The following is a 19,128-nucleotide window of genomic DNA, read 5'->3' as shown; positions in this document are numbered from 1 at the left end:
TGTGGTGGAAGACGACCGTGAGCCCGTGCGCTGGGGCATCCTCGCGACGGGCGGGATCGCCGCGTCGTTCACGGCGAACCTCCTCGACATGCCGGACGCGGAGGTGGTCGCGGTGGCGTCCCGGACCGACGCGTCGGCGAAGGCGTTCGCCGAGCGGTTCGGGATACCGCGTGCGTACGGGGAGTGGGGCGCGCTCGCCGAGGACGAGGACATCGACGTCGTGTACGTGGCGACGCCGCACGCCTCGCACCGGGCGGCGGCGGGGCTCTGCCTGGAGTCCGGCCGCGCGGTGCTCTGCGAGAAGGCGTTCGCGCTGAACGCACGCGAGGCTCTGGAGATGGTGACGCTCGCCCGGCGGCGCGGCCTCTTCCTGATGGAGGCCATGTGGATGTACTGCCATCCGCTGATCAGGCGGCTGAAGGCGCTGGTCGACGACGGGGCGATCGGCGAGGTGCGGACCGTGCAGGCCGACTTCGGGCTCGCCGGGCCCTTCCCGCCGGCGCACCGCCTCCGCGACCCGGCGCAGGGCGGTGGTTCGCTGCTCGATCTCGGGGTGTACCCGGTGTCGTTCGCGCAGCTGCTGCTCGGGGAGCCCTCGGGAGTGACTGCGAGAGCGGCGCTCTCGGACGAGGGCGTTGATCTCCAGACGGGAATGCTGCTCTCGTGGGAGAGCGGTGCTCACGCTTTGTTGCACTGCTCCATCAACGCGGGCACCCCCGTCACCGCCTCCGTCACCGGTTCGCGGGGCCGCATCGACGTCCCGAACGGCTTCTTCTTCCCGGACCGCTTCGTGCTGCACCGCGACGGCCGTGACCCCGAGGAGTTCACGGCCGTCCCCGAGCACGGCCCCCGCGACAGCCTCAAGCACGAGGCCGCCGAGGTCATGCACCGCCTGCGCGCGGGCGACACCGAGTCGCCCCTGGTCCCGCTGGACGGGACGCTCGCGGTGATGCGGACCCTGGACGCGGTGCGGGAGCGGATCGGGGTGCGCTACCCGGGCGAGTGAGCGCGGCCCCGCGGACCGCTGGGTCAGGAGGGTCAGGCGGGCTTCAGCCCCGGGTTCCCCGCCTCCGTCACGAAGGACGCGGCCGTGGTGATCGGCGCCCCCGGCGTGGTCACCGCCGACACGGTCTTGAAGTCGGCGCGCGCGGACTTCTGTCCGAGAGCGACGGTCACGTACCCGCGCCGCCCGTTGTAGAACTTCATGTGCGGGTTGGCCTTGGTGTAGGTGTCCCAGTTCGCGGGCTTGTCGGCGCCGTCCTTGCCGCTGGCGATGGACGTGGCGACGATCTCCGTGCCTACCGTCCTGGACGCCTGGTCGTCGAAGTCGGCCTTGATGTCGTAGGCGTACGCGACGTGCACGTCGCCCGTGAGCACCATCAGGTTCTCGATCCCGGCCGACGCCGCGCCCGCAAGGACCCGGTCGCGGGAGGCGGTGTAGCCGTCCCAGGCGTCCATGCTGACCTTCGCCACCGCGTTGAGGTCGAGCTTGCGCTGGGAGAAGTTGACCTGCTGCGGCACGACGTTCCACAGCGCACGCGAGCGGCGCCAGCCGTCGATGAGCCAGCGCTCCTGGGTGGCCCCGGTGAGCGTGCGCCTCGGGTCCGTCGACTCGGGTCCCGGGACGTGCGTGCCGTCGCCGTACGCCTGGTCGGAGCGGTACTGCCGGGTGTCGAGGACGTCGAACTGGGCGAGCCTGCCCCACTGCACACGGCGGTAGAGCTGCAGGTCCGGGCCCTGGGGCTGCTGGGGGCTGCGCAGCGGCTGGTTCTCCCAGTACGCGCGGTAGGCGGCGGCGCGGCGGACGAGGAACTCGGCGGGCGGGTTGCCGTTCTCGTCGAGGTCGCCCGCGTAGTTGTTCTCGGCCTCGTGGTCGTCCCAGGTGACGACGAAGGGGTGCGCGGCGTGCGCGGCGCGCAGATCCGGGTCGGACTTGTAGAGGGCGTACCGCAGGCGGTAGTCCTCAAGTGTCTGCGTCTCGCGGTTGTAGAGCGCGGGCAGCGTGCGGTCGGTGTAGTTGCGGGCGCCGCCGACCGCGTTCACCGCGTACTCGTAGAGGTAGTCACCGAGGTGGAAGACGACGTCGACATCGTCCTGCGCCAGGTGTTTGTACGCGGTGAAGTAGCCGTCGTGGTACGCCTGGCAGGACACGGCGGCGAGCGTCAGGGAGCTGACCCTGCTGCCGGCCGCGGGGGCGGTGCGGGTCCGGCCGGTGTCGCTGATCCACTTCCCCGTCTTGAAGCGGAAGTAGTAGGTCCGGCCGGCGTCGAGGTTGTTCACCTCGACGTGCACGGTGTGGTTGAACTCGGGGTGGGCGTTGGCGGAACCGCGTCTGGCGATGCGGCGGAAGCGGGCGTCGTGGGCGAGCTCCCACTGGACGATGACACGCTCGGCGGGCAGACCGTTGCCCGGCTCGTACGGGGACGGGGCGAGGCGGGTCCAGAGCAGGACCGAGCCGGGCAGCGGGTCGCCGGATGCCACACCGAGCGTGAACGGATTGTCGGCGATCTTCCGTGCGTCCAGCTCGGCGGCGCTCGCCGCGCCCGCCGTCGGCAGGTTGGTGGCGAAGGCGAGCGAGGCGGCGGCTCCGGTGACGGTGAGGAAACGACGGCGGCCCAAGCGGCTCGCGGCCGCTCGGATTTCGGCTGTGCCCTGCTGGCCTGCGGGTGTCATGTGGCCCTCCCCTGACGATTGGTGTCACGGGCATGCAAGTGGCGGGGGACGACGCGCGCCTGTCGCGTACACAACACTCGGATGGCGGGACGATGATGCTCGCGTGGACGAGCCTCACGTACGCTGCGGGGCCATGAACGCTGAGCCAACTGGACAGACGAAGACCGCTGTGGTGACCGGCGCGGGCTCCGGGATCGGCCGGTCCGTGGCGGTCGAACTGCTGCGGGCCGGATGGTCCGTGGCGCTCGCGGGGCGCCGCAAGGAGACACTGGAGGAGACGGCGGCGATCGCGGCCGGAGTGTCGGAGGGCGCGGCCGTGCGGCCCGTCCCGCACGCCGAGGGATCCGCCGAGCCGAACGCCCCGGCCGAGACCGACGCCTTGTGCCTGCGCACCGACGTCTCACGGCCCGATGACGTGGCCGCGCTCTTCGCGGCCGTACGCGACCGCTTCGGCCGTCTCGATCTCCTCTTCAACAACGCCGGCACGTTCGGCCCCGGCGGCGTGCCCGTCGACGAACTGGAGTACGACGCGTGGCGGCACGTCGTCGACACGAACCTCAACGGCGCGTTCCTGTGCGCGCAGGCGGCCTTCCGGCAGATGAAGGGGCAGGACCCGCAGGGCGGCCGGATCATCAACAACGGCTCGATCTCCGCGCACGTCCCGCGCCCGCGCTCCATCGCGTACACGGCGACCAAGCACGCGCTGACCGGCCTGACGAAGTCGCTCTCCCTGGACGGCCGCCCCTACCGGATCGCCTGCGGCCAGATCGACATCGGCAACGCGGCGACGGACATGACCGAGCAGATGCGGACCGGGATCCTCCAGGCCAACGGGGAGCTGGCTCCCGAGCCGGTGATGGACGTGTCGGACGTGGCACGGACGGTGCGCCACATGGCGGAGCTCCCCCTGGAGGCGAACGTGCAGTTCGCGACGGTGCTGGCGACCAACATGCCGTTCATCGGGCGGGGTTAGCCGCCGGCGCCCCTGGCAGACCGCGATGTGGCCGACCGTGACCCCACCCTCACGGTCGGCCCACATCTGCACAAACGGAATGGGAAGTCCCGCGTCAATTACGCGCATCACACCCCGTATGCTCAGCGAGCCCTCCACGAGAACTCCACATTCAGAGCACTCTCACAGCACACTCGGAGCACACCTTGCGCATACGTTCCGCCGCCCCGGCCATCCTCGCCGCGGCCGCACTCGCGGCCCCTCTGCTCGCCGCGTCCCCCGCGACCGCGGCCTCGCACCAGGGCGGACTGCACCTCGGGTACATCCAGTTCGACAGCCCGGGCCGCGACTCCCGTTCCAACTCCTCGCTGAACGCGGAGTGGGTGAACATCCACAACAACTCCGGCTCGGCGGTCCAGCTCAAGGGCTACAAGCTGAAGGACAACACCGGCTACACGTACACCTTCGGCAGCTACAAGATCGGCGCCGGCAAGACGGTCAAGGTCCGCACCGGCAAGGGCACCAACGCCTCCGGCGTCCGCTACTGGGGCCGCGGCTCGTACGTCTGGAACAACACCAGCGACAAGGCCCGCCTCATCAAGCCGAGCGGTTCGCTCAAGGACTCCTGCTCCTGGACGAACAGCGACCCCGGCTACAAGAGCTGCCACTGACGGCCCATCGGCCACTGTGAAGGGGAGGGGGGCAGGGCAGCCGCTCCGTGACGGCCGGTGGGGACCCGCGCTGGGGGGCGGCGGGAATGACCGGGGTCGCGGAACGGTTGCCCTGCGACATGACGACGAATCCAGCCGGCATCTCCTCCCCCGGCGCGCCCTCTCCTGACGTGCTGCGCTACACCGCGTTCGCGACCGACCCGGCGGGCGGCAACCCCGCCGGGATCGTGCTCGACGCCGCCGGTCTCGACGATGCGGCGATGCTGGGGATCGCGGCGGAGGTGGGGTACAGCGAATCGGCCTTCCTGTTCCCCGCGTCCGGTGCCGCTTCCGGTGAGGGCCGCTCCGCCGACGGGCGCTCCTACGAGGTGCGCTACTTCAGCCCGAAGGCCGAGGTCTCCTTCTGCGGGCACGCGACGGTCGCGGCGGCGGTCGCCCTGGCCGAACGGGGCGGCGGCGCGGGCGACTTCGTCTTCTCCACGCAGGCGGGTACGGTGCCGGTGACCGTGACCGACGCGGACGGCACCCTGCGGGCCACGCTCACCAGCGTCGAACCGCGCGTCGACGAGGTCACGGCGGCCGACCTGACCGAGGCCCTGGCCGCGCTCGACTGGCCCGCGGCCGACCTCGACCCGTCCCTGCCGCCCCACCTCGCCTACGCGGGCGCCCGCCATCTGATCCTGGCCGCCGCGACGCGCGAGCGGCTCGCCGACCTGTCGTACGACTTCGACCGCCTCGCGGCCCTGATGCGCCGCCTGGATCTGACCACGGTCCAACTGGTCTGGCGGGAATCGGAGTTGACGTTCCACGTGCGCGACCCGTTCCCGGTGGGCGGCGTGGTGGAGGACCCCGCCACGGGCGCGGCGGCGGCCGCGTTCGGTGCGTACGCGCGCGAACTGGGCCTGGTACCCGCCGAGTCGGAGCTCACCCTGCACCAGGGCGCGGACATGGGACGCCCCGGGGTGCTCACGGTCACCCTGCGGGAGGGTGACGCGAGGGTGCGGGTCAGCGGGGCGGCGGTGCCGATCGGGGAGTAGGGCCCTTCACCCTGGTGGGCCCGGGGGCACCCCCGTGGGCGAACCCGGGAACCCCGGCGCGAGGCGGTGGGCCTCGTCAGGCCTGACCCGTCTCGAACCGGGAGACCTTCCCGTCGTCGACGGTGAAGTGCCACTTGGTCCGCATCTCGCCCCACGTGTCGTTGCGGAACGTGACGAGCAGCGTGCGCCCGGCGTCCGCCTCGTTCTCCACGTCCATGTGGCCGTGCGGGGAGAAGATCTCGCGGTCCGTCCAGTCGGCGATGTCCCGGTCGGAACCGTCGTCGGACATGGTGGCACCGGGGGCGAGCAGGGCCTGGAAGGCGGCCTGGTCGTGGGAGTTCACGGCGGTGACGAAGGCCCTGACCGTCGGGTCGGAGAGCCGGTTTACCTGAATGCTCATGCACCCACGGTCACACCGGCCGCCCCGCCCCGCCACCGGACGGGGTCACCCGTACGGCCGCTTGAGCGGGGTGCGCGGCAGGGCTCTGACGGACGGTGGGGGGACGAGCACCGCGTGACGAGCACCGCCGCCCAGGCCCCAACCCCAGGAGACAGCGCCATGACCAGTTCCTGCTTCGACCGACGCGACCTGGGCCTTCTGCTGCTCCGCGTCGGGACCGGCGGCGTCCTCGCCGCACACGGCGCCCAGAAGCTGTTCGGCTGGTTCGGCGGGCATGGCATCGAAGGCACCGGCGCCTTCATGGAGTCCATCGGCTACAAGCCCGGCAAGGCGAACGCCGTCATCGCGGGGCTCGCCGAGGCGGGCGGCGGCACCCTGCTCGCGCTCGGCCTCGCGACCCCCGCCGCCGGTTCCGCCGCGGCGGGCGCCATGGCCGGGGCGACCGCGGTGCACGCCCCCAACGGCTTCTTCAGCCAGGGCGGCGGCTACGAGTACCCGGCGTTCCTCGGCATGGTCGCCGCGGCCCTCGCCGTCACGGGCCCCGGCGCCTACTCCGCCGACTCCGCGCTCGGCCACACGTTCAACCGCAACTGGATGGTGCCGGCCGCCCTGGCGGGCACGGCACTCGGCGTACTCGTGACGGTGGGCTCGCGAACCAAGAACGTACGGGAACAGGAAAACGAGTCAGGCCCCGACGAGACCTGACGACTACCCCCACGGCTGCCCCACGGCCGTCGGCCCGGCGCTTGATGGGCGCTTGACAAGGGACGTGGCCGTCGGCCCGCGACAATGGCCACCCTGCACCACCGGTGCCTGACGGCCGCTTGATGGACGCTCGACGACGTACGTGGCCACCCGGCCGCCACGATGGCCACCCGACGCACCACAGCCCCCTGCCCGCCGCCCCACAGCCGTCTACCCAGCGCTTCACGGACGCCTCGCCGGCGCCTGACGCGGACGCTTCGATGAACGCTCGACGACGTACGCGCCCACCCGGCCGCCACGATGGCCACCCGACGCACCACAGCCCTCTGCACGCCGCATCACCGATGCCTGACGAGCGCTTCTTGGGCGCTCGACGACATACGTGGCCGCCCGGCCGCCACGATGGTGTCGATCGGCGGAAGCTTCGGTGGGTGAGGCCGTCCGGCGCCCCACGGCGGTCGGCCGACGGCCCGGCGCCCGGCGTTCCGGCGCCCCGCGGCGAAAGTCGCTCGCACCGGTACGAGTTGACCGGATAGCGTCCGCGCCCATGACCGACACCACCCCCTCCCCCGCGTCCGGCGGGACCGCCGCATCGGACCTGCCGCCCCGCCTCACCCGCCTCACCTTCCACGGCCCGCTCTCCGCGGCGCGGGCCGCACGCCTCGTCGAGCGCGTCGCGCCGGGCACCGGCTCGGTCCTCGATCTCGGCTGCGGCTGGGGCGAGTTGCTGCTGCGCGTCCTCGAAGCCGCCCCGGGCGCCACCGGCGTGGGCGTCGATCTGTCGGCCGAGGACCTGGCCAGGGGCCACGCCGCCGCCAAGGAGCGCGGCCTGGCCGAACGGGTCTCCTTCGTCGAGGAATCGGCGACGGACACCACCCGTGGCCCCGCCGATCTCGTCCTCTGCCTGGGAGCGAGCCACGCCCTCAGTTCCACCGAGCCGCCGGGCCACACCGAGGCGGCCCTGCGCGCGCTGCGCGGCCTGGTCAACCCCGGTGGCCGTGTCGTGCTCGGCGAGGGCTTCTGGCAGCGCACGCCCACCTCCGACGAGCTCTCCGCGATGTGGCCGGGCGCCCACGCCGGCGAACACCTCTACCTGGGCGACCTCGTGGACGCGGCGATCGCCGCGGACTTCCGGCCGGTGTGGGTGGAGACGGCGAGCGCGGAGGAGTGGGAGGAGTTCGAGTCCGGCTACCGAGCGGATGTGGAGGAATGGCTGGCCACGCACCCCGGCCACCCCCTTGCCGCCGAGACCCGCGAGAAGGTCGACCACCAGCGCTCCGGCTGGCTGCGCGGCTACCGGCAGGCGCTCGGCATCGCCTATCTGACGTTGATGCCGGTGGGCTGAGGACGGTGGGCCGAGGGCAGCGGGCCGAGGGCGGTGGGCAGCCGCCCGCGCCTCCGCGATACCGACCGAAGTCTGCCGCCCATCGACTTTCGGCCGCTCCCCCGCGGGCACCTGCCCGCCTAGCGTCGAGGACATGACCAGCGAAGAGCGTCTCGCCCCCGTCCCGCTCCACAAGGACCGCACGACGGTCCTCGGTTACCCGCGCGGTGACCTGCTGGCGATCCTCATCGGCACGCCGGTCCTGGGGCTGCTGCTGGGGCTCGCCCTGCCACCCCTGGCCCGGTGGCTGAGTGACCTGCCGGTGCTGCCCTGGCGGGACGGCATCACGTTCGTCGGCTCGCTGGACGAGCCGTGGCAGACCGCGATCGTGACGGGCGTCGGTCTGGTCGGCGGAGTTCTCCTCGCCGTCACGGAGATCGCCGGGACCCTGAAGCTGAGGATGACCGACCAGGAGCTGGTGACCGAGCAGCACGAGGTGACGCGGACCATCGAACGCGCCCGCGTCTCCGCGGTGTTCCTGGACGGCAAGGAGCTGGTGGTCCTGGACGAGACGTCACGCCAGTTCACGCGCGGCGTCCACAAGACGGCGGCCCCGGCCCTGGCCGAGGCGTTCCGCTCGCACGGCTACCCCTGGCAGGACGCCGACCCGTACGCGCCCATGTTCCACCGCTGGATCCCCGGCGCTCCCGGCCTGCCCGCCGAGGCGCACGCGGTCCTCGCGGCGCGGAAGGCCGCGCTGAAGAGCGAGGCCAAGGAGGACGTCCGGGACCTCGCGGAGACGATGCAGGGTCTGGGATACGTCGTACGGGACGAGGGCAAGGACCAGTACTGGCGCCCGCTGGCAGGGGGACCCGGCGGAAGGGGCGGTGGCGCTCGGACCTGAGCGCCACCGCCCGCACACACGAGGGTCAGAAGACGAACGGCCCGGGCGCCTGCGCCGACGTGGCGTTGCAGGTCACGCTGATCCCGAGGACCACGACCTGCAGCGACTTGCCCTCCAGGCTGTCGCCGGTGGCGACGGTCCCGTCGAGCGGTCCGGTGGAGACCTCGCCGCCGGCGGGGATGGCCGGGTTGGAGCTGCCGGTGAAGGTCGCGGTGTCCGAGCCGTTCTTGGTGAGCGTGAGCGTCGAGTCGACCGAGTTGGCGGCGATGTCGATGGGGGCGCTGATCGCCGAGGTGGAGACGCTGATGGTCGCGGCGGTCCCGTCCTGGGTGGCCTTGAGCGTCGCCGACCCCGAGCCCCACGACCCGCAGTCGAACGAGATGGTGGCCGTGTCCGGGGTGACCGCGGTGGCGGCGGGCGCCATCACCATCGCGCCGACGGCGACAAGACCGACACCGAGCGCCGACCCGGCACCGAGCCTGCCGGGTCCGCCGAGTCCGCCGGACCCGACGGCACCGAATCCGCCTCTTCTTCCTATTGCGCGCATGCCATGCCTCATGGGGGCCTGCCTTCAAGTGGGGGGAATGCGGGGGGGGGAGGAAGCCCGGCAACTGACGACTCGTCAGCATCCCGAGCCGTCGCCCATTGAGGCACGGGCCCCTTGCGGCCACAAGGGGCACTCCCATGATTCTTGACATGCTACGGCCAATTTCGGCCGCGCCTCCGCAATCAGTGCAAAATGGCGATCATGACCTCGCCCCAGACCTATCAGCCGGTACTCGACCGCATCGCGGCCGAGATCGAGAAGACACCGGGGCGCGGCACGCCCGCCGACTACATCCCGGCGCTCGCCGCGTGCGACCCGCGCCGCTTCGGCATGGCCGTCGCGGAGCCGGACGGCACCGTGTACGGCGTGGGCGACTGGCGGCAACCGTTCTCCGCGCAGTCCATCACCAAGGTGTTCACCCTCGCGCTCGACCTGGCTCGCGAGGGCGACGCGCTCTGGGACCACGTGGGCCGGGAGCCCTCCGGCAACCCCTTCAACTCGCTCGTGCAGCTGGAGTACGAGAGCGGCATCCCGCGCAACCCGTTCATCAACGCGGGCGCACTCGTCGTCACCGACCGCCTCCAGACCCAGACCGGGGACGCGGCGGGCGCGCTCCTGGACCTGCTGCGCGCGGAGAGCGGCAACGACCGGCTCACCATCAACGAGAGCGTCGCCGCCTCCGAGTCCACACACGGGGACCGCAACGCCGCGCTGGGCCATTTCATGGCGGCGTACGGAAACATCGACAACCCGGTGCCCGTCCTGCTGGACCAGTACTTCCGCCAGTGCTCCGTCGAGGCGTCCTGCGCCGACCTCGCCCTGGCCACCGGCTTCCTCGCCCGCTACGGCATCCGCGCCGACGGCACGCGCCTGCTCAGCCGCAGCCAGGCCAAGCAGGTCAACGCGATCATGCTCACCTGCGGCACGTACGACGCGGCGGGCGACTTCGCCTACCGCGTGGGCCTCCCCGGCAAGAGCGGCGTCGGCGGCGGCATCATCGCGGTCGTCCCGGGCCACTGCACGCTCTGCGTCTGGAGCCCGGGCCTGGACGAGCGCGGCAACTCGGTCTCGGGAGTGGCTGCGCTCGACCGCTTCACGACCCTGACGGGCCTCTCGGTGTTCTGAGACTCGCGGCGACCTGAGGCTCCGGTGCCTGGATCGAGGACTCCACAGGGACCCAACGCCCCTCAGAGGGCGCCGGGCCGCAGGGGAGAAGCGGCAGACGAGTCGGGCTGTACGCCGGGTTCTGTCGCCCGGTCGCCTCGCGGCGGCCGGGGAGACGGCCATCCATCTAGGGCCCGCATTGCTGCGGGCCTCGTGCGGTCTACCCGCGGACTCGGGCGGGCAGCCCTCGGTCGTCCGCGCAGGGCCCTGTCTCCAGGGCCCCTCTTGACCTTGCTCCAGGTGGGGTTTACCTAGCCGCCTGAGTCACCTCAGGCGCTGGTGGTCTCTTACACCACCGTTTCACCCTTACCGGAGACCGAAGTCTCCGGCGGTCTGTTTTCTGTGGCACTGTCCCGCGGGTCACCCCGGGTGGCCGTTAGCCACCACCTTGCCCTGTGGAGCCCGGACGTTCCTCGGGAAGAGCCCCTGGTGAGGGGAGCTTCACGCGGCCGTCCGCCCGGCTCGTCTGCCGTGTCGACCATGCTACCCGGCGTGTGCCGCGGCTCTGCCCCACGAACGCCCCCGTCGCCAGGAACGAGCCCGCCAGGATGAGCGCGAACGCCGCCGCGATGCCCGCCGTGAGGGGTTCGGAGAGGAACGCGACGCCTGCCGCCACCGCCACCGCCGGGTTCACGTAGGTGAAGACGACCGCCTTGGTCGGGCCCGCCTCACGGATGAGTTCGAGGAAGACGACGAAGGCCAGGGCCGTGCAGATGACGCCGAGGCCCGCGAGGGAGACCAGCGTCGGGGCGTCCGGGACGGCGGACGGCCAGGTCAGCGCGGCCGGTACGGCGTAGACCACGGCCGCCAGCGTCAGGCAGGGGGCGATCAGTTGGAGCGTGGGGACCGCCTTGAGGTGGCGGGCCACGATCAGGGGCGCCGCCGCGTAGCCGAGCGCCGTGAGCAGGACCTCCGTGAGGGACCAGGCGTCGCCGCCGGTGAGGTGCGGGACGGTCAGGACCGCCACTCCGCCGAGGCCGAGACCGAGCCCCGTCAGGCGGCGCGCGCCAAGGCGCTCCGTGTCTCCGAAGAGGCGGGCCAGGACGGCGCCGATGATCGGCACGGCGGCGATCAGGAGGCCCGCGGTGGAGCTGGAGAGGTGGCGCTCGGCGTCCGTCAGGGTCCACCAGGGGCCCAGGATCTCGATGCAGGCAAAGGCCAGCATCGGCTTCCAGTGGGCGCCCAGGACGCGGGTGAGACCCCCTTGCCGCAGGGCGAACGGCAGCAGCAGTGCGGCGCCGAGCGCGCAGCGGGTGAAGACCACCATGGAGGGTGAGAGGTCTTCGACCGCCACCTTGATCATCAGGTACGGGATGCCCCAGAGGACGCCCATGAGGGAGAAGAGGAACCAGCCGCGTGCAGTCATGCGGGCAGTTTCCGGCCGTTCAGCGCCCGCCGTCTTGAACGCTGTTGCGGTCCTGAGGGCTGTGGTGGCCCTGAACGCTGGTGCGGTACGCCGCCGGGGTCACCCCGAGGACGCGGCGGAACCACCGGGTCAGGTGCGCCTGATCGGCGAAGCCCACCAGGGACGCCGCCTCCGCGGGCCGCAGCCCCGCGTCGAGCAGCGCGCGGGCCCGGGTCACGCGGTGCTGGGCGAGCCAGGCGTACGGCGGCATCCCCGTCGACGTACGGAAGGCGCGCAGGAGTTGGTAGCGGGAGAGGCCCAGGGGCGCCGCCAGTTCGGCGAGGGAGGGCGGGGCCAGGAGTTCGTCGGCGAGGCGGTCGCGCACGGCGCGGGCGATGCGGTCGCCGCCGGGCACCGTGTCGCACAGGGGCCGGGCGGAGCCGTGTCTGCGGGCGAGGGCGGTGAGCAGCCAGGGCAGCCGTGACTCGGCCTCCAGCCGGTCGTGGCTGCCGCTGAGTTCGGTGTGGGCGGTGCGCAGGGCCGCGGCGAGCTCGGGGTCGTGCAGGACCGGGTCGCCGAAGTGGGGTGCGGTCAGGGTGCCCTCGGCGAGGAGGTGCGGCGCGGGGTACATCGCCCGGTACGCGTATCCGCCCTGGCGTCCCGGGCCGCCGGTGTGCACCTCGCCCGGGGCGAGCACGACGATGCTTCCGGGTCCGACGTCGAGGCGTCCGCCCCGGTAGTCGATGACCTCGGAGCCGCCGACGCAGACGCCGACGGTGAACTCCGCGTGGTAGTGCGGGGCGTAGCGGTGCCGGTCGAAGCGGGCGGTGAGGAGGTCGAGGGGCGGTGCACACGGTTCGAGGCGGGCCCGCGCCCAGACCGCGTGCTCACGACCGCCCTGCGGTGCCCCACCGTTCATGCCGCTCCCCCTCGTCACCACGCTCGACCGACGCTTCCGGACGCCGCGCTCAGACGTCACCCACGGGCGCCCTCAGGGGTGCAACGCCCGCGCGCCCCTCTTCCATGCCGTCGCCAGGTCGGCGTCGCCGGGAAACCGTCCGTGGATCTCCAGGATGACCATGCCGTGCGCGAAGGCCCAGGCCGCGCGGGCCAGGTCGACGTCGTGGTCGCAGGCCCGCATGAGGGGGGCGGCGGCCCGGTCCTCCAGGCCGGCCGGGAGGGCGTGGCGCGGGAGGGGGCGTTCGGTGGCGAGGCGGTAGAGGTGGGGGTGGGCGAGGGCGTAGGTGCGGTACGCGTCGGTCAGGGCCTGGAGCGAGCCGGGGTGCTCGGCCTCGGCCGCCTCGCAGGCTTCCGCCGATTCGGTGAGCATGTGCGCGATCAGCTCGACCTCCACCGCCGTCTTGTCGGGGAAGTGCTTGTAGAGGGACGGGGCCTTGATGCCGAGCCGGTCGGCCAGGGAGCGCATCGTGAGCTTCTCGGCGCCGGACTCCTCCAGGAGGTCACGGGCCGCCGCGACGATCTCCCGCGCGCGGGGCGTGAGGTGCTGCCCCCCTGCGGGCCGCTCGGGACGTCCGGGCCGCCCGGACCGCCCCGCGGGCTCGGCCCGCCGCTCCTGTCGCTGGTCAGCCACGCTGGAACCCTTCCTTCGTACGCAGTCCATAGCCGAAGGCGCGATCGTACGAGATGTGGGCGAGCCAGCCGCACAGGGCGGCGAAGGCGGGGGCCCATTCGATCGGCGTGAAGGTGTAGAGGGCGATGAGGGCGACGGGGATCAGGGCCCGGTGCGCCGCGTTGTAGAACGGGACGGCGCGGGGCGGGAGTTGACCCTTCACCATGTGGGGAGCGTCGCCGACGGCGACCAGGAAGGTCAGGTCGGGGGCGATGAAGAAGGCGAAGGCCAGGAGACCCGCGAGCCAGCCGTGGTTGACGGCTTCGAGTACGGCGAAGGCCGACCAGAAGAGCGCGTTCGCCAGCCAGGCGGCACGGCGGACGAGGGCGAGCCTGCCGATCGTCGTGCGCGGGGTGGCGGCGGTGACCGGGTGCGTTGCCGTGGCGCTCATGGGGGCCTCCTCGGAAGCGGTTGGCTAACCTTGTTAGCCAGAATCTACGGCTAACGACGTTAGCCGTCAAGGAATGCGTCGCGGAGACACCGACGGCCTTCCTTGACCTTGCCGCAGCGTCAACGTTTCTACTGGCCTCATGAACGGGATGCGGATCGGCGAGCTCGCCGGTGTCGTCGGCGTCACCACGCGGGCGATCAGGCACTATCACCACCTGGGGCTGCTGCCGGAGCCCGAGCGGCGGGCCAACGGTTATCGGGAGTACGGGCTGCGGCACGCCGTCGTACTCGCGCGGATCCGGCGGCTGACCGAGCTGGGGCTCGGGCTCGCCGAGGTGCGGGACGTGCTCGCGGACGACGCGGGGCGCGAGCTCGCCGAGGTGCTCGCCGAACTGGACGCGGACCTCGCACGTCAGGAGGACGCCATCCGCGCGCGGCGGGAGCGGCTGCGGGTGCTGTTGGAGGACGCGGAGCAGGGACGACTGTCCGCCGAGGGGCCCGTCTCGCCCCAACTGGGCGAGTTCTTCGCGGAGATGGCCCGCTCCACCGCCGGCCGCGAGGGGCCGGAGTCCGCGATGGCCGCGAAGGACCGGGAGCTGCTCGCCCTGATCGACACGACGGCACCCCCGGAGGACCGGGACAGGCTCCTGGCGGCGATGCACCCGGCGCTGACCACTCCGGGGGCGGTGGAGCGCGCGCACGAGGTGTACGCGCTGCTCGACGCGCTGGCGGAGGCCGATCCCGCCGATCCGGGTACGGACGCCGCCGTGGAGGAGGCGGCCCGCGCGCTCGCCGGAGCGCTGCCCGACTCTCTCCTGGAGGACCTTGGCACGGAGGGCGTACGGGCCGTGGCCGACGGGGTGGGCCTCGGGGACGACCGGTTCCTCGACGCCTTCTTCTCCGAATTCGCCCCCGCCCAGGCGGAGGCCGTCCGCCGCGGGATGCGGCTGCTCCTGGAGCGAGGTGCGGGATGAGGGCGCTCATGCGGGCCCTCGCCTGGGTGGTCGTACCCGTCGAACTCGCGCTCGCCGTCTGCCTGTTGGTGGGCGTCCCACTACCCCCGCACGTCCTCGTCGGCGTGGAGGCCGTCGCCGTGGCGCTGCTCGCCGTCGAGGGAGTGGGGCTCGCGGTCGTCTACCGGCGAGGCGGGCGCGCGGCGGTCAGGGAGCTCGTGCCCGAGCCGGTGCGGCTGATCGTCGGCCATGAGGTGCGGGCGCTGCACGGCCTGGTGCTGTGGGTGGCGCGGCGGCGGCACGGCGTGCGGGCGGGGGATCTCGCCTTCGGGTACGCCCGCGATCAGGCCGCGATGCTCTACGGCTTCGTGTTCGTCTGCGTCGTGGAGACGGTCGGGCTCGCCGTGCTGCTGCGGAACTTTCCCACGCTCCACGCGATCACTCTCGTCATCGACGTCTACGGCGTCGTCCTGATGCTCGGCATCCATGCCGCGTCCGTGACCCGGCCGCACGTGCTGTCCGCCGACGCACTCCGCGTACGCCACGGCGCCCACCGTGACCTGCGAATACCCCTGCACCTGATCGCGTCCGCGAGCGGTCAGCGGCGTTTCACGCACGAGGCCGCCGACGGGGTGCTCGACATTCCGGTCGCCTCGCAGACGTCCCTCACGCTGGAGCTGACGGAGCCGATCATGGCGGTCGGTCTTCTTGGTGGGCGCCGGCCTGTGACGACCGTACGGCTGCATTCCGACGAGCCGGCGAAGCTGCGAGCCGCGCTGGGGCGGGCCCTGGCACTCACGCAGGCACGAACCGCACCTTCGCCGTCCCAGGGTCCGCCTGCGTGAGCCGTACCCGCAGCCGCTCCCCCAACGGCAGGTCGCCGGTACCGCCCTCGACGCGGGCGACGATCGCGGGGTCGGTCAACTGGACCGTCCCGACCGCGGGTTCACGCTCCTGGACATCGACCACCACCCCGTCGAAGAGCTCGCCCACCCGGTCCTTGAGCAGCGCGGCCTCGACGAGGTCCACGCACTCGCGCTCCACGGTGTTGGCGCGCCGCGTGCCGTCCGCCATCTCCTTGGGCAAGTCCGGCAGCGCGGCGAGCACCCACTCCGGTGGCTCGTCCCCGGCGACCGCGGCCACGCACAGCTCGGCGGCGTAACGGTCGACGAGGCGGCGGAGCGGGGCGGTGCAGTGGGCGTAGGGGGCGGCGACGGCGGCGTGCGTGGTGAGCTCCGGGACGTCGCCGCCGCTGAACGCCGTATAGCCCGCGCCCCGCAGGAGCGTCGTGCACTCCTGGAGGAACGCGGCGTGGTGCGGCTGGTGCGGGTCGAGGGAGCGGACGAGCTCGGCGTACGGGACGTGGTGCGGCCAGTCGACCCGCAGGGCCTTCGCGGTGCGGCGCAGCCGGCCGACGGCGCCGTCCGGGGCGGTGGGCAGGGTGCGCAGGATCCCCGCTCCCGTCCGGATCATGAGCTCGGCGGCGGCCATGCCGGTGAGCAGGGAGATCTGGGCGTTCCACCCGTCGGCGGGCAGCGGGGCGCGGAAGTCGAGTTCGTACGCGCCGTTGCGCTCCACGATCTCCTGCTCGGGCACGTTGAGGGAGATGCCGCCGCGCTCGACCTCCAGTTGCTCGCGCAGCCGCCCGATGTCGGCGAGCAGCGCGAGGGCCTCCTCGGCGGTGCCGCCGTCGATGGCCCGCTGTACGCCGTCGTAGTCGAGCTTCGCGCGGCTGCGTACGAGGGCACGGCGCACGTCCGTGGAGAGCGCCCGCCCCTCCCCGTCCAGATCGATCGTCCAGAGCACCGCGGGGCAGTCCTGCCCCGGAAGCAGACTGGCGGCGCCCTCGCTCAGCGAGGTGGGGTGCAGCGGCACCTTCTCGTCGGGGAAGTACAGGGTGGTGACGCGTCGATGGGCCTCCGCGTCGAGCGGCGCGCCCGGCGTCACATACGCGGCGACGTCGGCGATGGCGTACCGCACCCGGAATCCGCCGCCCTGCCGCCGGGACAGGTGCATCGCCTGGTCGAGGTCGACGGAGGTGGGCGGGTCGATGGTGAAGAGGTGGATGTCGGTCGCGTCGAGCGCGGGGAGACGCGGGGCGGCGACGGCCCGCTCGGCATCGGCGAGGACGGCCCCGTAAAACCCCTCGGGAACCTCCAACTTCGCACGCAGCTCACGCAGCACGCCCCGCAACGGAGCTTCGGCTGCACCGGTCACACGGAGATGACGACGAGGCATGGACCGAGCGTAGGCCGGGAGGGGCGGGGCGGCACGGCGGAGGGGGCGGGGCGGCTGCGGAAGGGGGCGGCGGGTGGACACGCGGGCGGGGGGCGGACGCGTGATGCGGGGCGCGACGGGCGGCGGGCGGCGGGTGAACAGCGGCTGCGCGGCGCGATCGCGGGCCAGGCGGGCCCCGGGCGGCGGAGCATCCGTGCCGGGCACGCGGGGGTGCAGGGGTTTTCGGTGGGGTGGCTCTGCCTGCGGGGTGAGCGGGCTGGGGCGAGGGGGTCGGCGTGCGTGAATCTTGGTGGCGGGGGCGATTACCCTGGCGCGGGGCCGCACCCCCCTTTCGTCACCTCCGAAGGAGACCCATGCTCGTCCTGCTGCCGCCCTCCGAAGGCAAGGCGCCCTCCGGCCGTGGCGCCCCCCTCAAGCCGGAGTCGCTCTCCCTGCCGGCGCTCGCGGACGCGCGGCAGGCAGTGCTCGACGAGCTGGTCGACCTCTGCGTGGCGGACGAGGAGAAGGCCCGTGACGTACTCGGACTGAGCGAGGGCCTGCGCGGCGAGATCGCGAAGAACACCGAGCTGAGGACGGCGGGCGCGCGTCCCGCCGGGGAGATCTACACGGGTGTGCTGTACGACGCCCTGGACCTCGCCTCCCTCGACGCCGCCGCCAAGCGCCGCGCGGCCCGCTCGCTGCTTGTCTTCTCCGGGCTGTGGGGCGCCGTCGGCGTCACCGACCGCATCCCCTCCTACCGCTGCTCGATGGGCGTGAAGCTGCCCGGCCTCGGCGCCCTGGGCGCCTACTGGCGTACGCCGATGACCTCGGCGATGCCCGAGGCCGCGGGCGACGATCTGGTGCTCGACCTGCGTTCGTCGGCGTACACGGCCGCGTGGAAGCCGAAGGGCGAGGTCGCGGACCGGACGGCGACGGTGCGGGTGCTGCACGCGCAGATGGTCGACGGAGTCGAGAAGCGCTCCGTCGTCTCGCACTTCAACAAGGCGACCAAGGGGCGGATCGTGCGCTCCCTGCTGGAGACCGGCGCTCAGCCGAAGGGTCCGGCCGAGCTCGTCGAGGTGCTGCGCGATCTCGGACATGTGGTGGAGGCGCAGGCACCCGCGAAGGCGGGCAAGGCCTGGGCGCTCGACGTCGTGGTGCGCGAGATCCACTGACCCCGCCCCACCTGCGGTTGCAGCATGCGCAACGCCCTTTGCGCATGCTGCGTGGGCCGGGGCAGGATGCACCCATGACTTCCCCCTCCTCCGCCGCGGCTTCCGCCTCCGTGCTCGATCTCGCCCCCGTCGTCCCCGTGGTCGTCGTGGAGGACGTCGCCGACGCCGTGCCGCTGGCGCGCGCCCTGGTCGCGGGCGGGCTGCCCGCGATCGAGGTGACGCTGCGTACGCCCGCCGCGCTCGACTCGATCCGGGCCATCGCGGCGGAGGTGCCGGATGCCGTGGTCGGCGCGGGCACGGTCATCTCGCCCCAGGGCGTCGCGGACTCCGTCGACGCCGGGGCCCGCTTCCTGGTCAGCCCGGGGTGGACCGACACGCTGCTCGCCGCGATGAAGGCGTCCGGGGTGCCGTTCCTGCCGGGGGTCTCCACGACGTCCGAGGTCGTGGCGCTCCTGGAGCGCGGGGTGCACGAGATGAAGTTCTTCCCGGCGGAGGCCGCGGGCGGCACCGCCTATCTGAAGTCGCTCGGCGGCCCCCTCCCGCAGGCCCGCTTCTGCCCGACGGGCGGCATCGGCCTCGCCTCCGCGCCGTCGTACCTCGCGCTGGCGAACGTCGGCTGCGTGGGCGGCAGCTGGATGCTTCCCGCTGACGCGGTCTCGGCGAAGGACTGGCCCCGCATCGAGGCCTTGGCCCGCGAGGCGGCTGCCCTGCGGTGACGGGCCCCGGGGCCTGATGCGGGTACGCATCCGCAGGTGCGTGGGGGTTGGCCACGCAGTTCCCCGCGCCCCTTACGGGCCTGACGTCTGCACACCTCTGCGGGTACCTCGCGGCTGAGCGCGCAGTTCCCCGCGCCCCTTACGGGCCTGGCACGCGTACGCATCCGCAGGTGCGTGGGGGTTGGCCGCCCAGTTCCCCGCGCCCCTTACGGGCCTGACGTCTGCACACCTCTGCGGGTACCTCGCGGCTGAGCGCGCAGTTCCCCGCGCCCCTTACGGGCCTGACACGCGTACGCATCCGCAGGTGCGTGGGGGTTGGCCGCGC

General features: G+C 72.7%; 19 protein-coding genes, 1 other RNA gene, 1 pseudogene and 1 CRISPR repeat array (1 of these 22 only partly in view). Of the genes and pseudogenes, 12 read left to right on the top strand and 9 right to left on the bottom strand.

Annotated features, from left to right (window positions below; translation table 11 throughout):
* The first annotated feature begins 4 nt into the window (after positions 1-4).
* Entirely contained in the window at positions 5-1,006 is a 1,002-nt protein-coding gene (locus OG302_RS29145) for a Gfo/Idh/MocA family protein (protein WP_371529486.1), read from the top strand.
* 32 nt (positions 1,007-1,038) lie between these two features.
* Here the strand turns inward: OG302_RS29145 and OG302_RS29140 are convergent, their stop codons facing one another.
* Positions 1,039-2,673 (bottom strand): alkaline phosphatase, encoded by a 1,635-nt coding sequence (locus tag OG302_RS29140; protein WP_371529485.1) that lies wholly within the window; start codon positions 2,671-2,673, stop codon positions 1,039-1,041.
* A 133-nt stretch (positions 2,674-2,806) separates the two neighbouring features.
* Here OG302_RS29140 and OG302_RS29135 point away from each other — a divergent pair, with 133 nt between their 5' ends.
* The 3 genes from OG302_RS29135 (at position 2,807) to OG302_RS29125 (ending at position 5,333) form a co-directional block, all read left to right on the top strand.
* The gene (locus OG302_RS29135) at positions 2,807-3,646 is read left to right on the top strand and encodes an SDR family oxidoreductase (RefSeq protein WP_371529484.1); all 840 of its coding nucleotides are present in this window, start codon (positions 2,807-2,809) and stop codon (positions 3,644-3,646) included.
* 185 nt (positions 3,647-3,831) lie between these two features.
* The gene (locus tag OG302_RS29130) at positions 3,832-4,296 is read left to right on the top strand and encodes a lamin tail domain-containing protein (RefSeq protein ID WP_371529483.1); all 465 of its coding nucleotides are present in this window, start codon (positions 3,832-3,834) and stop codon (positions 4,294-4,296) included.
* Between the two features lie 119 nt (positions 4,297-4,415).
* Entirely contained in the window at positions 4,416-5,333 is a 918-nt protein-coding gene (locus OG302_RS29125) for a PhzF family phenazine biosynthesis protein (RefSeq protein WP_371529482.1), read from the top strand.
* A gap of 76 nt (positions 5,334-5,409) precedes the next feature.
* Here the strand turns inward: OG302_RS29125 and OG302_RS29120 are convergent, their stop codons facing one another.
* Positions 5,410-5,733, bottom strand: coding sequence for a nuclear transport factor 2 family protein (locus tag OG302_RS29120; RefSeq protein ID WP_371529481.1), 324 nt, complete (start codon positions 5,731-5,733; stop codon positions 5,410-5,412).
* A 159-nt stretch (positions 5,734-5,892) separates the two neighbouring features.
* Here OG302_RS29120 and OG302_RS29115 point away from each other — a divergent pair, with 159 nt between their 5' ends.
* The 3 genes from OG302_RS29115 to OG302_RS29105 all read left to right on the top strand — a co-directional run bounded on the left by OG302_RS29115 (position 5,893) and on the right by OG302_RS29105 (position 8,666).
* Positions 5,893-6,438 (top strand): DoxX family protein, encoded by a 546-nt coding sequence (locus OG302_RS29115; protein WP_371529480.1) that lies wholly within the window; start codon positions 5,893-5,895, stop codon positions 6,436-6,438.
* A 547-nt stretch (positions 6,439-6,985) separates the two neighbouring features.
* Positions 6,986-7,783, top strand: a complete 798-nt coding sequence (locus OG302_RS29110; RefSeq protein ID WP_371529479.1) for a cyclopropane-fatty-acyl-phospholipid synthase family protein — start codon at positions 6,986-6,988, stop codon at positions 7,781-7,783.
* A gap of 133 nt (positions 7,784-7,916) precedes the next feature.
* Positions 7,917-8,666: a hypothetical protein gene (locus OG302_RS29105; RefSeq protein ID WP_371529478.1), complete on the top strand. Its 750-nt coding sequence runs from the start codon at positions 7,917-7,919 to the stop codon at positions 8,664-8,666.
* A gap of 25 nt (positions 8,667-8,691) precedes the next feature.
* Here the strand turns inward: OG302_RS29105 and OG302_RS29100 are convergent, their stop codons facing one another.
* Entirely contained in the window at positions 8,692-9,096 is a 405-nt protein-coding gene (locus OG302_RS29100; RefSeq protein WP_371750264.1) for a hypothetical protein, read from the bottom strand.
* Between the two features lie 309 nt (positions 9,097-9,405).
* On the opposite strand from OG302_RS29100, the gene OG302_RS29095 reads away from it, so the two are divergent.
* Positions 9,406-10,338, top strand: coding sequence for a glutaminase (locus OG302_RS29095; RefSeq protein WP_371529477.1), 933 nt, complete (start codon positions 9,406-9,408; stop codon positions 10,336-10,338).
* Between the two features lie 94 nt (positions 10,339-10,432).
* Here the strand turns inward: OG302_RS29095 and rnpB are convergent.
* The 5 genes and pseudogenes from rnpB to OG302_RS29070 all read right to left on the bottom strand — a co-directional run bounded on the left by rnpB (position 10,433) and on the right by OG302_RS29070 (position 13,743).
* An RNA gene (rnpB, locus tag OG302_RS29090) (RNase P RNA component class A) lies at positions 10,433-10,842 on the bottom strand.
* 121 nt (positions 10,843-10,963) lie between these two features.
* A pseudogene (locus OG302_RS29085) lies at positions 10,964-11,680 on the bottom strand (DMT family transporter); the annotation flags it as partial.
* An 82-nt stretch (positions 11,681-11,762) separates the two neighbouring features.
* Positions 11,763-12,641, bottom strand: coding sequence for an AraC family transcriptional regulator (locus OG302_RS29080; protein ID WP_371529476.1), 879 nt, complete (start codon positions 12,639-12,641; stop codon positions 11,763-11,765).
* Between the two features lie 72 nt (positions 12,642-12,713).
* Positions 12,714-13,202, bottom strand: coding sequence for a TetR/AcrR family transcriptional regulator (locus tag OG302_RS29075; protein WP_371750263.1), 489 nt, complete (start codon positions 13,200-13,202; stop codon positions 12,714-12,716).
* A gap of 103 nt (positions 13,203-13,305) precedes the next feature.
* Positions 13,306-13,743 (bottom strand): DUF4260 family protein, encoded by a 438-nt coding sequence (locus OG302_RS29070; protein WP_371529475.1) that lies wholly within the window; start codon positions 13,741-13,743, stop codon positions 13,306-13,308.
* A 148-nt stretch (positions 13,744-13,891) separates the two neighbouring features.
* Here OG302_RS29070 and OG302_RS29065 point away from each other — a divergent pair, with 148 nt between their 5' ends.
* Positions 13,892-14,716, top strand: a complete 825-nt coding sequence (locus OG302_RS29065; RefSeq protein WP_371750262.1) for a MerR family transcriptional regulator — start codon at positions 13,892-13,894, stop codon at positions 14,714-14,716.
* Complete coding sequence (locus OG302_RS29060) at positions 14,713-15,540, top strand: hypothetical protein (RefSeq protein ID WP_371529474.1); 828 nt, start codon at positions 14,713-14,715, stop codon at positions 15,538-15,540. The genes OG302_RS29065 and OG302_RS29060 overlap by 4 nt, the downstream gene beginning before the upstream one ends.
* Here OG302_RS29060 and OG302_RS29055 read toward each other — a convergent pair.
* On the bottom strand, positions 15,491-16,933 hold the full coding sequence (locus OG302_RS29055; RefSeq protein WP_371529473.1) for an RNB domain-containing ribonuclease: 1,443 nt from the start codon (positions 16,931-16,933) through the stop codon (positions 15,491-15,493). The genes OG302_RS29060 and OG302_RS29055 overlap by 50 nt on opposite strands.
* Positions 16,934-17,286: 353 nt before the next feature.
* Here OG302_RS29055 and yaaA point away from each other — a divergent pair, with 353 nt between their 5' ends.
* On the top strand, positions 17,287-18,087 hold the full coding sequence (yaaA, locus tag OG302_RS29050; RefSeq protein ID WP_371529472.1) for a peroxide stress protein YaaA: 801 nt from the start codon (positions 17,287-17,289) through the stop codon (positions 18,085-18,087).
* Between the two features lie 74 nt (positions 18,088-18,161).
* Positions 18,162-18,803 carry a bifunctional 4-hydroxy-2-oxoglutarate aldolase/2-dehydro-3-deoxy-phosphogluconate aldolase gene (gene eda / locus OG302_RS29045; RefSeq protein WP_371529471.1) on the top strand — a complete coding sequence of 214 codons (642 nt, stop codon included), beginning with the start codon at positions 18,162-18,164 and terminating at the stop codon, positions 18,801-18,803.
* A 52-nt stretch (positions 18,804-18,855) separates the two neighbouring features.
* A CRISPR array of direct repeats spans positions 18,856-19,128; the repeat unit is 30 nt; unit sequence CGCGCAGTTCCCCGCGCCCCTTACGGGCCT (it continues 91 nt past the right edge of the window).

The sequence above is a fragment of the Streptomyces sp. NBC_01283 genome (assembly GCF_041435335.1).
GTDB lineage: Bacteria > Actinomycetota > Actinomycetes > Streptomycetales > Streptomycetaceae > Streptomyces.
This window is presented reverse-complemented; position numbering and strand designations above follow the sequence as displayed.

What these genes read in the sequence shown, in the direction of transcription:
- OG302_RS29065 (WP_371750262.1), top strand. Translation starts at nt 13,892, where the DNA reads ATGCGGATCGGCGAGCTCGCCGGTGTCGTCGGCGTCACCACGCGGGCG.
- OG302_RS29100 (WP_371750264.1), bottom strand. Translation starts at nt 9,096, where the DNA reads ATGGTGATGGCGCCCGCCGCCACCGCGGTCACCCCGGACACGGCCACC.
- OG302_RS29060 (WP_371529474.1), top strand. Translation starts at nt 14,713, where the DNA reads ATGAGGGCGCTCATGCGGGCCCTCGCCTGGGTGGTCGTACCCGTCGAA.
- eda (WP_371529471.1), top strand. Translation starts at nt 18,162, where the DNA reads ATGACTTCCCCCTCCTCCGCCGCGGCTTCCGCCTCCGTGCTCGATCTC.
- OG302_RS29080 (WP_371529476.1), bottom strand. Translation starts at nt 12,641, where the DNA reads ATGAACGGTGGGGCACCGCAGGGCGGTCGTGAGCACGCGGTCTGGGCG.
- OG302_RS29110 (WP_371529479.1), top strand. Translation starts at nt 6,986, where the DNA reads ATGACCGACACCACCCCCTCCCCCGCGTCCGGCGGGACCGCCGCATCG.
- OG302_RS29115 (WP_371529480.1), top strand. Translation starts at nt 5,893, where the DNA reads ATGACCAGTTCCTGCTTCGACCGACGCGACCTGGGCCTTCTGCTGCTC.
- OG302_RS29070 (WP_371529475.1), bottom strand. Translation starts at nt 13,743, where the DNA reads ATGAGCGCCACGGCAACGCACCCGGTCACCGCCGCCACCCCGCGCACG.
- OG302_RS29055 (WP_371529473.1), bottom strand. Translation starts at nt 16,933, where the DNA reads ATGCCTCGTCGTCATCTCCGTGTGACCGGTGCAGCCGAAGCTCCGTTG.
- OG302_RS29140 (WP_371529485.1), bottom strand. Translation starts at nt 2,673, where the DNA reads ATGACACCCGCAGGCCAGCAGGGCACAGCCGAAATCCGAGCGGCCGCG.
- OG302_RS29125 (WP_371529482.1), top strand. Translation starts at nt 4,416, where the DNA reads ATGACGACGAATCCAGCCGGCATCTCCTCCCCCGGCGCGCCCTCTCCT.
- OG302_RS29135 (WP_371529484.1), top strand. Translation starts at nt 2,807, where the DNA reads ATGAACGCTGAGCCAACTGGACAGACGAAGACCGCTGTGGTGACCGGC.
- OG302_RS29095 (WP_371529477.1), top strand. Translation starts at nt 9,406, where the DNA reads ATGGCGATCATGACCTCGCCCCAGACCTATCAGCCGGTACTCGACCGC.
- OG302_RS29105 (WP_371529478.1), top strand. Translation starts at nt 7,917, where the DNA reads ATGACCAGCGAAGAGCGTCTCGCCCCCGTCCCGCTCCACAAGGACCGC.
- yaaA (WP_371529472.1), top strand. Translation starts at nt 17,287, where the DNA reads ATGCTCGTCCTGCTGCCGCCCTCCGAAGGCAAGGCGCCCTCCGGCCGT.
- OG302_RS29120 (WP_371529481.1), bottom strand. Translation starts at nt 5,733, where the DNA reads ATGAGCATTCAGGTAAACCGGCTCTCCGACCCGACGGTCAGGGCCTTC.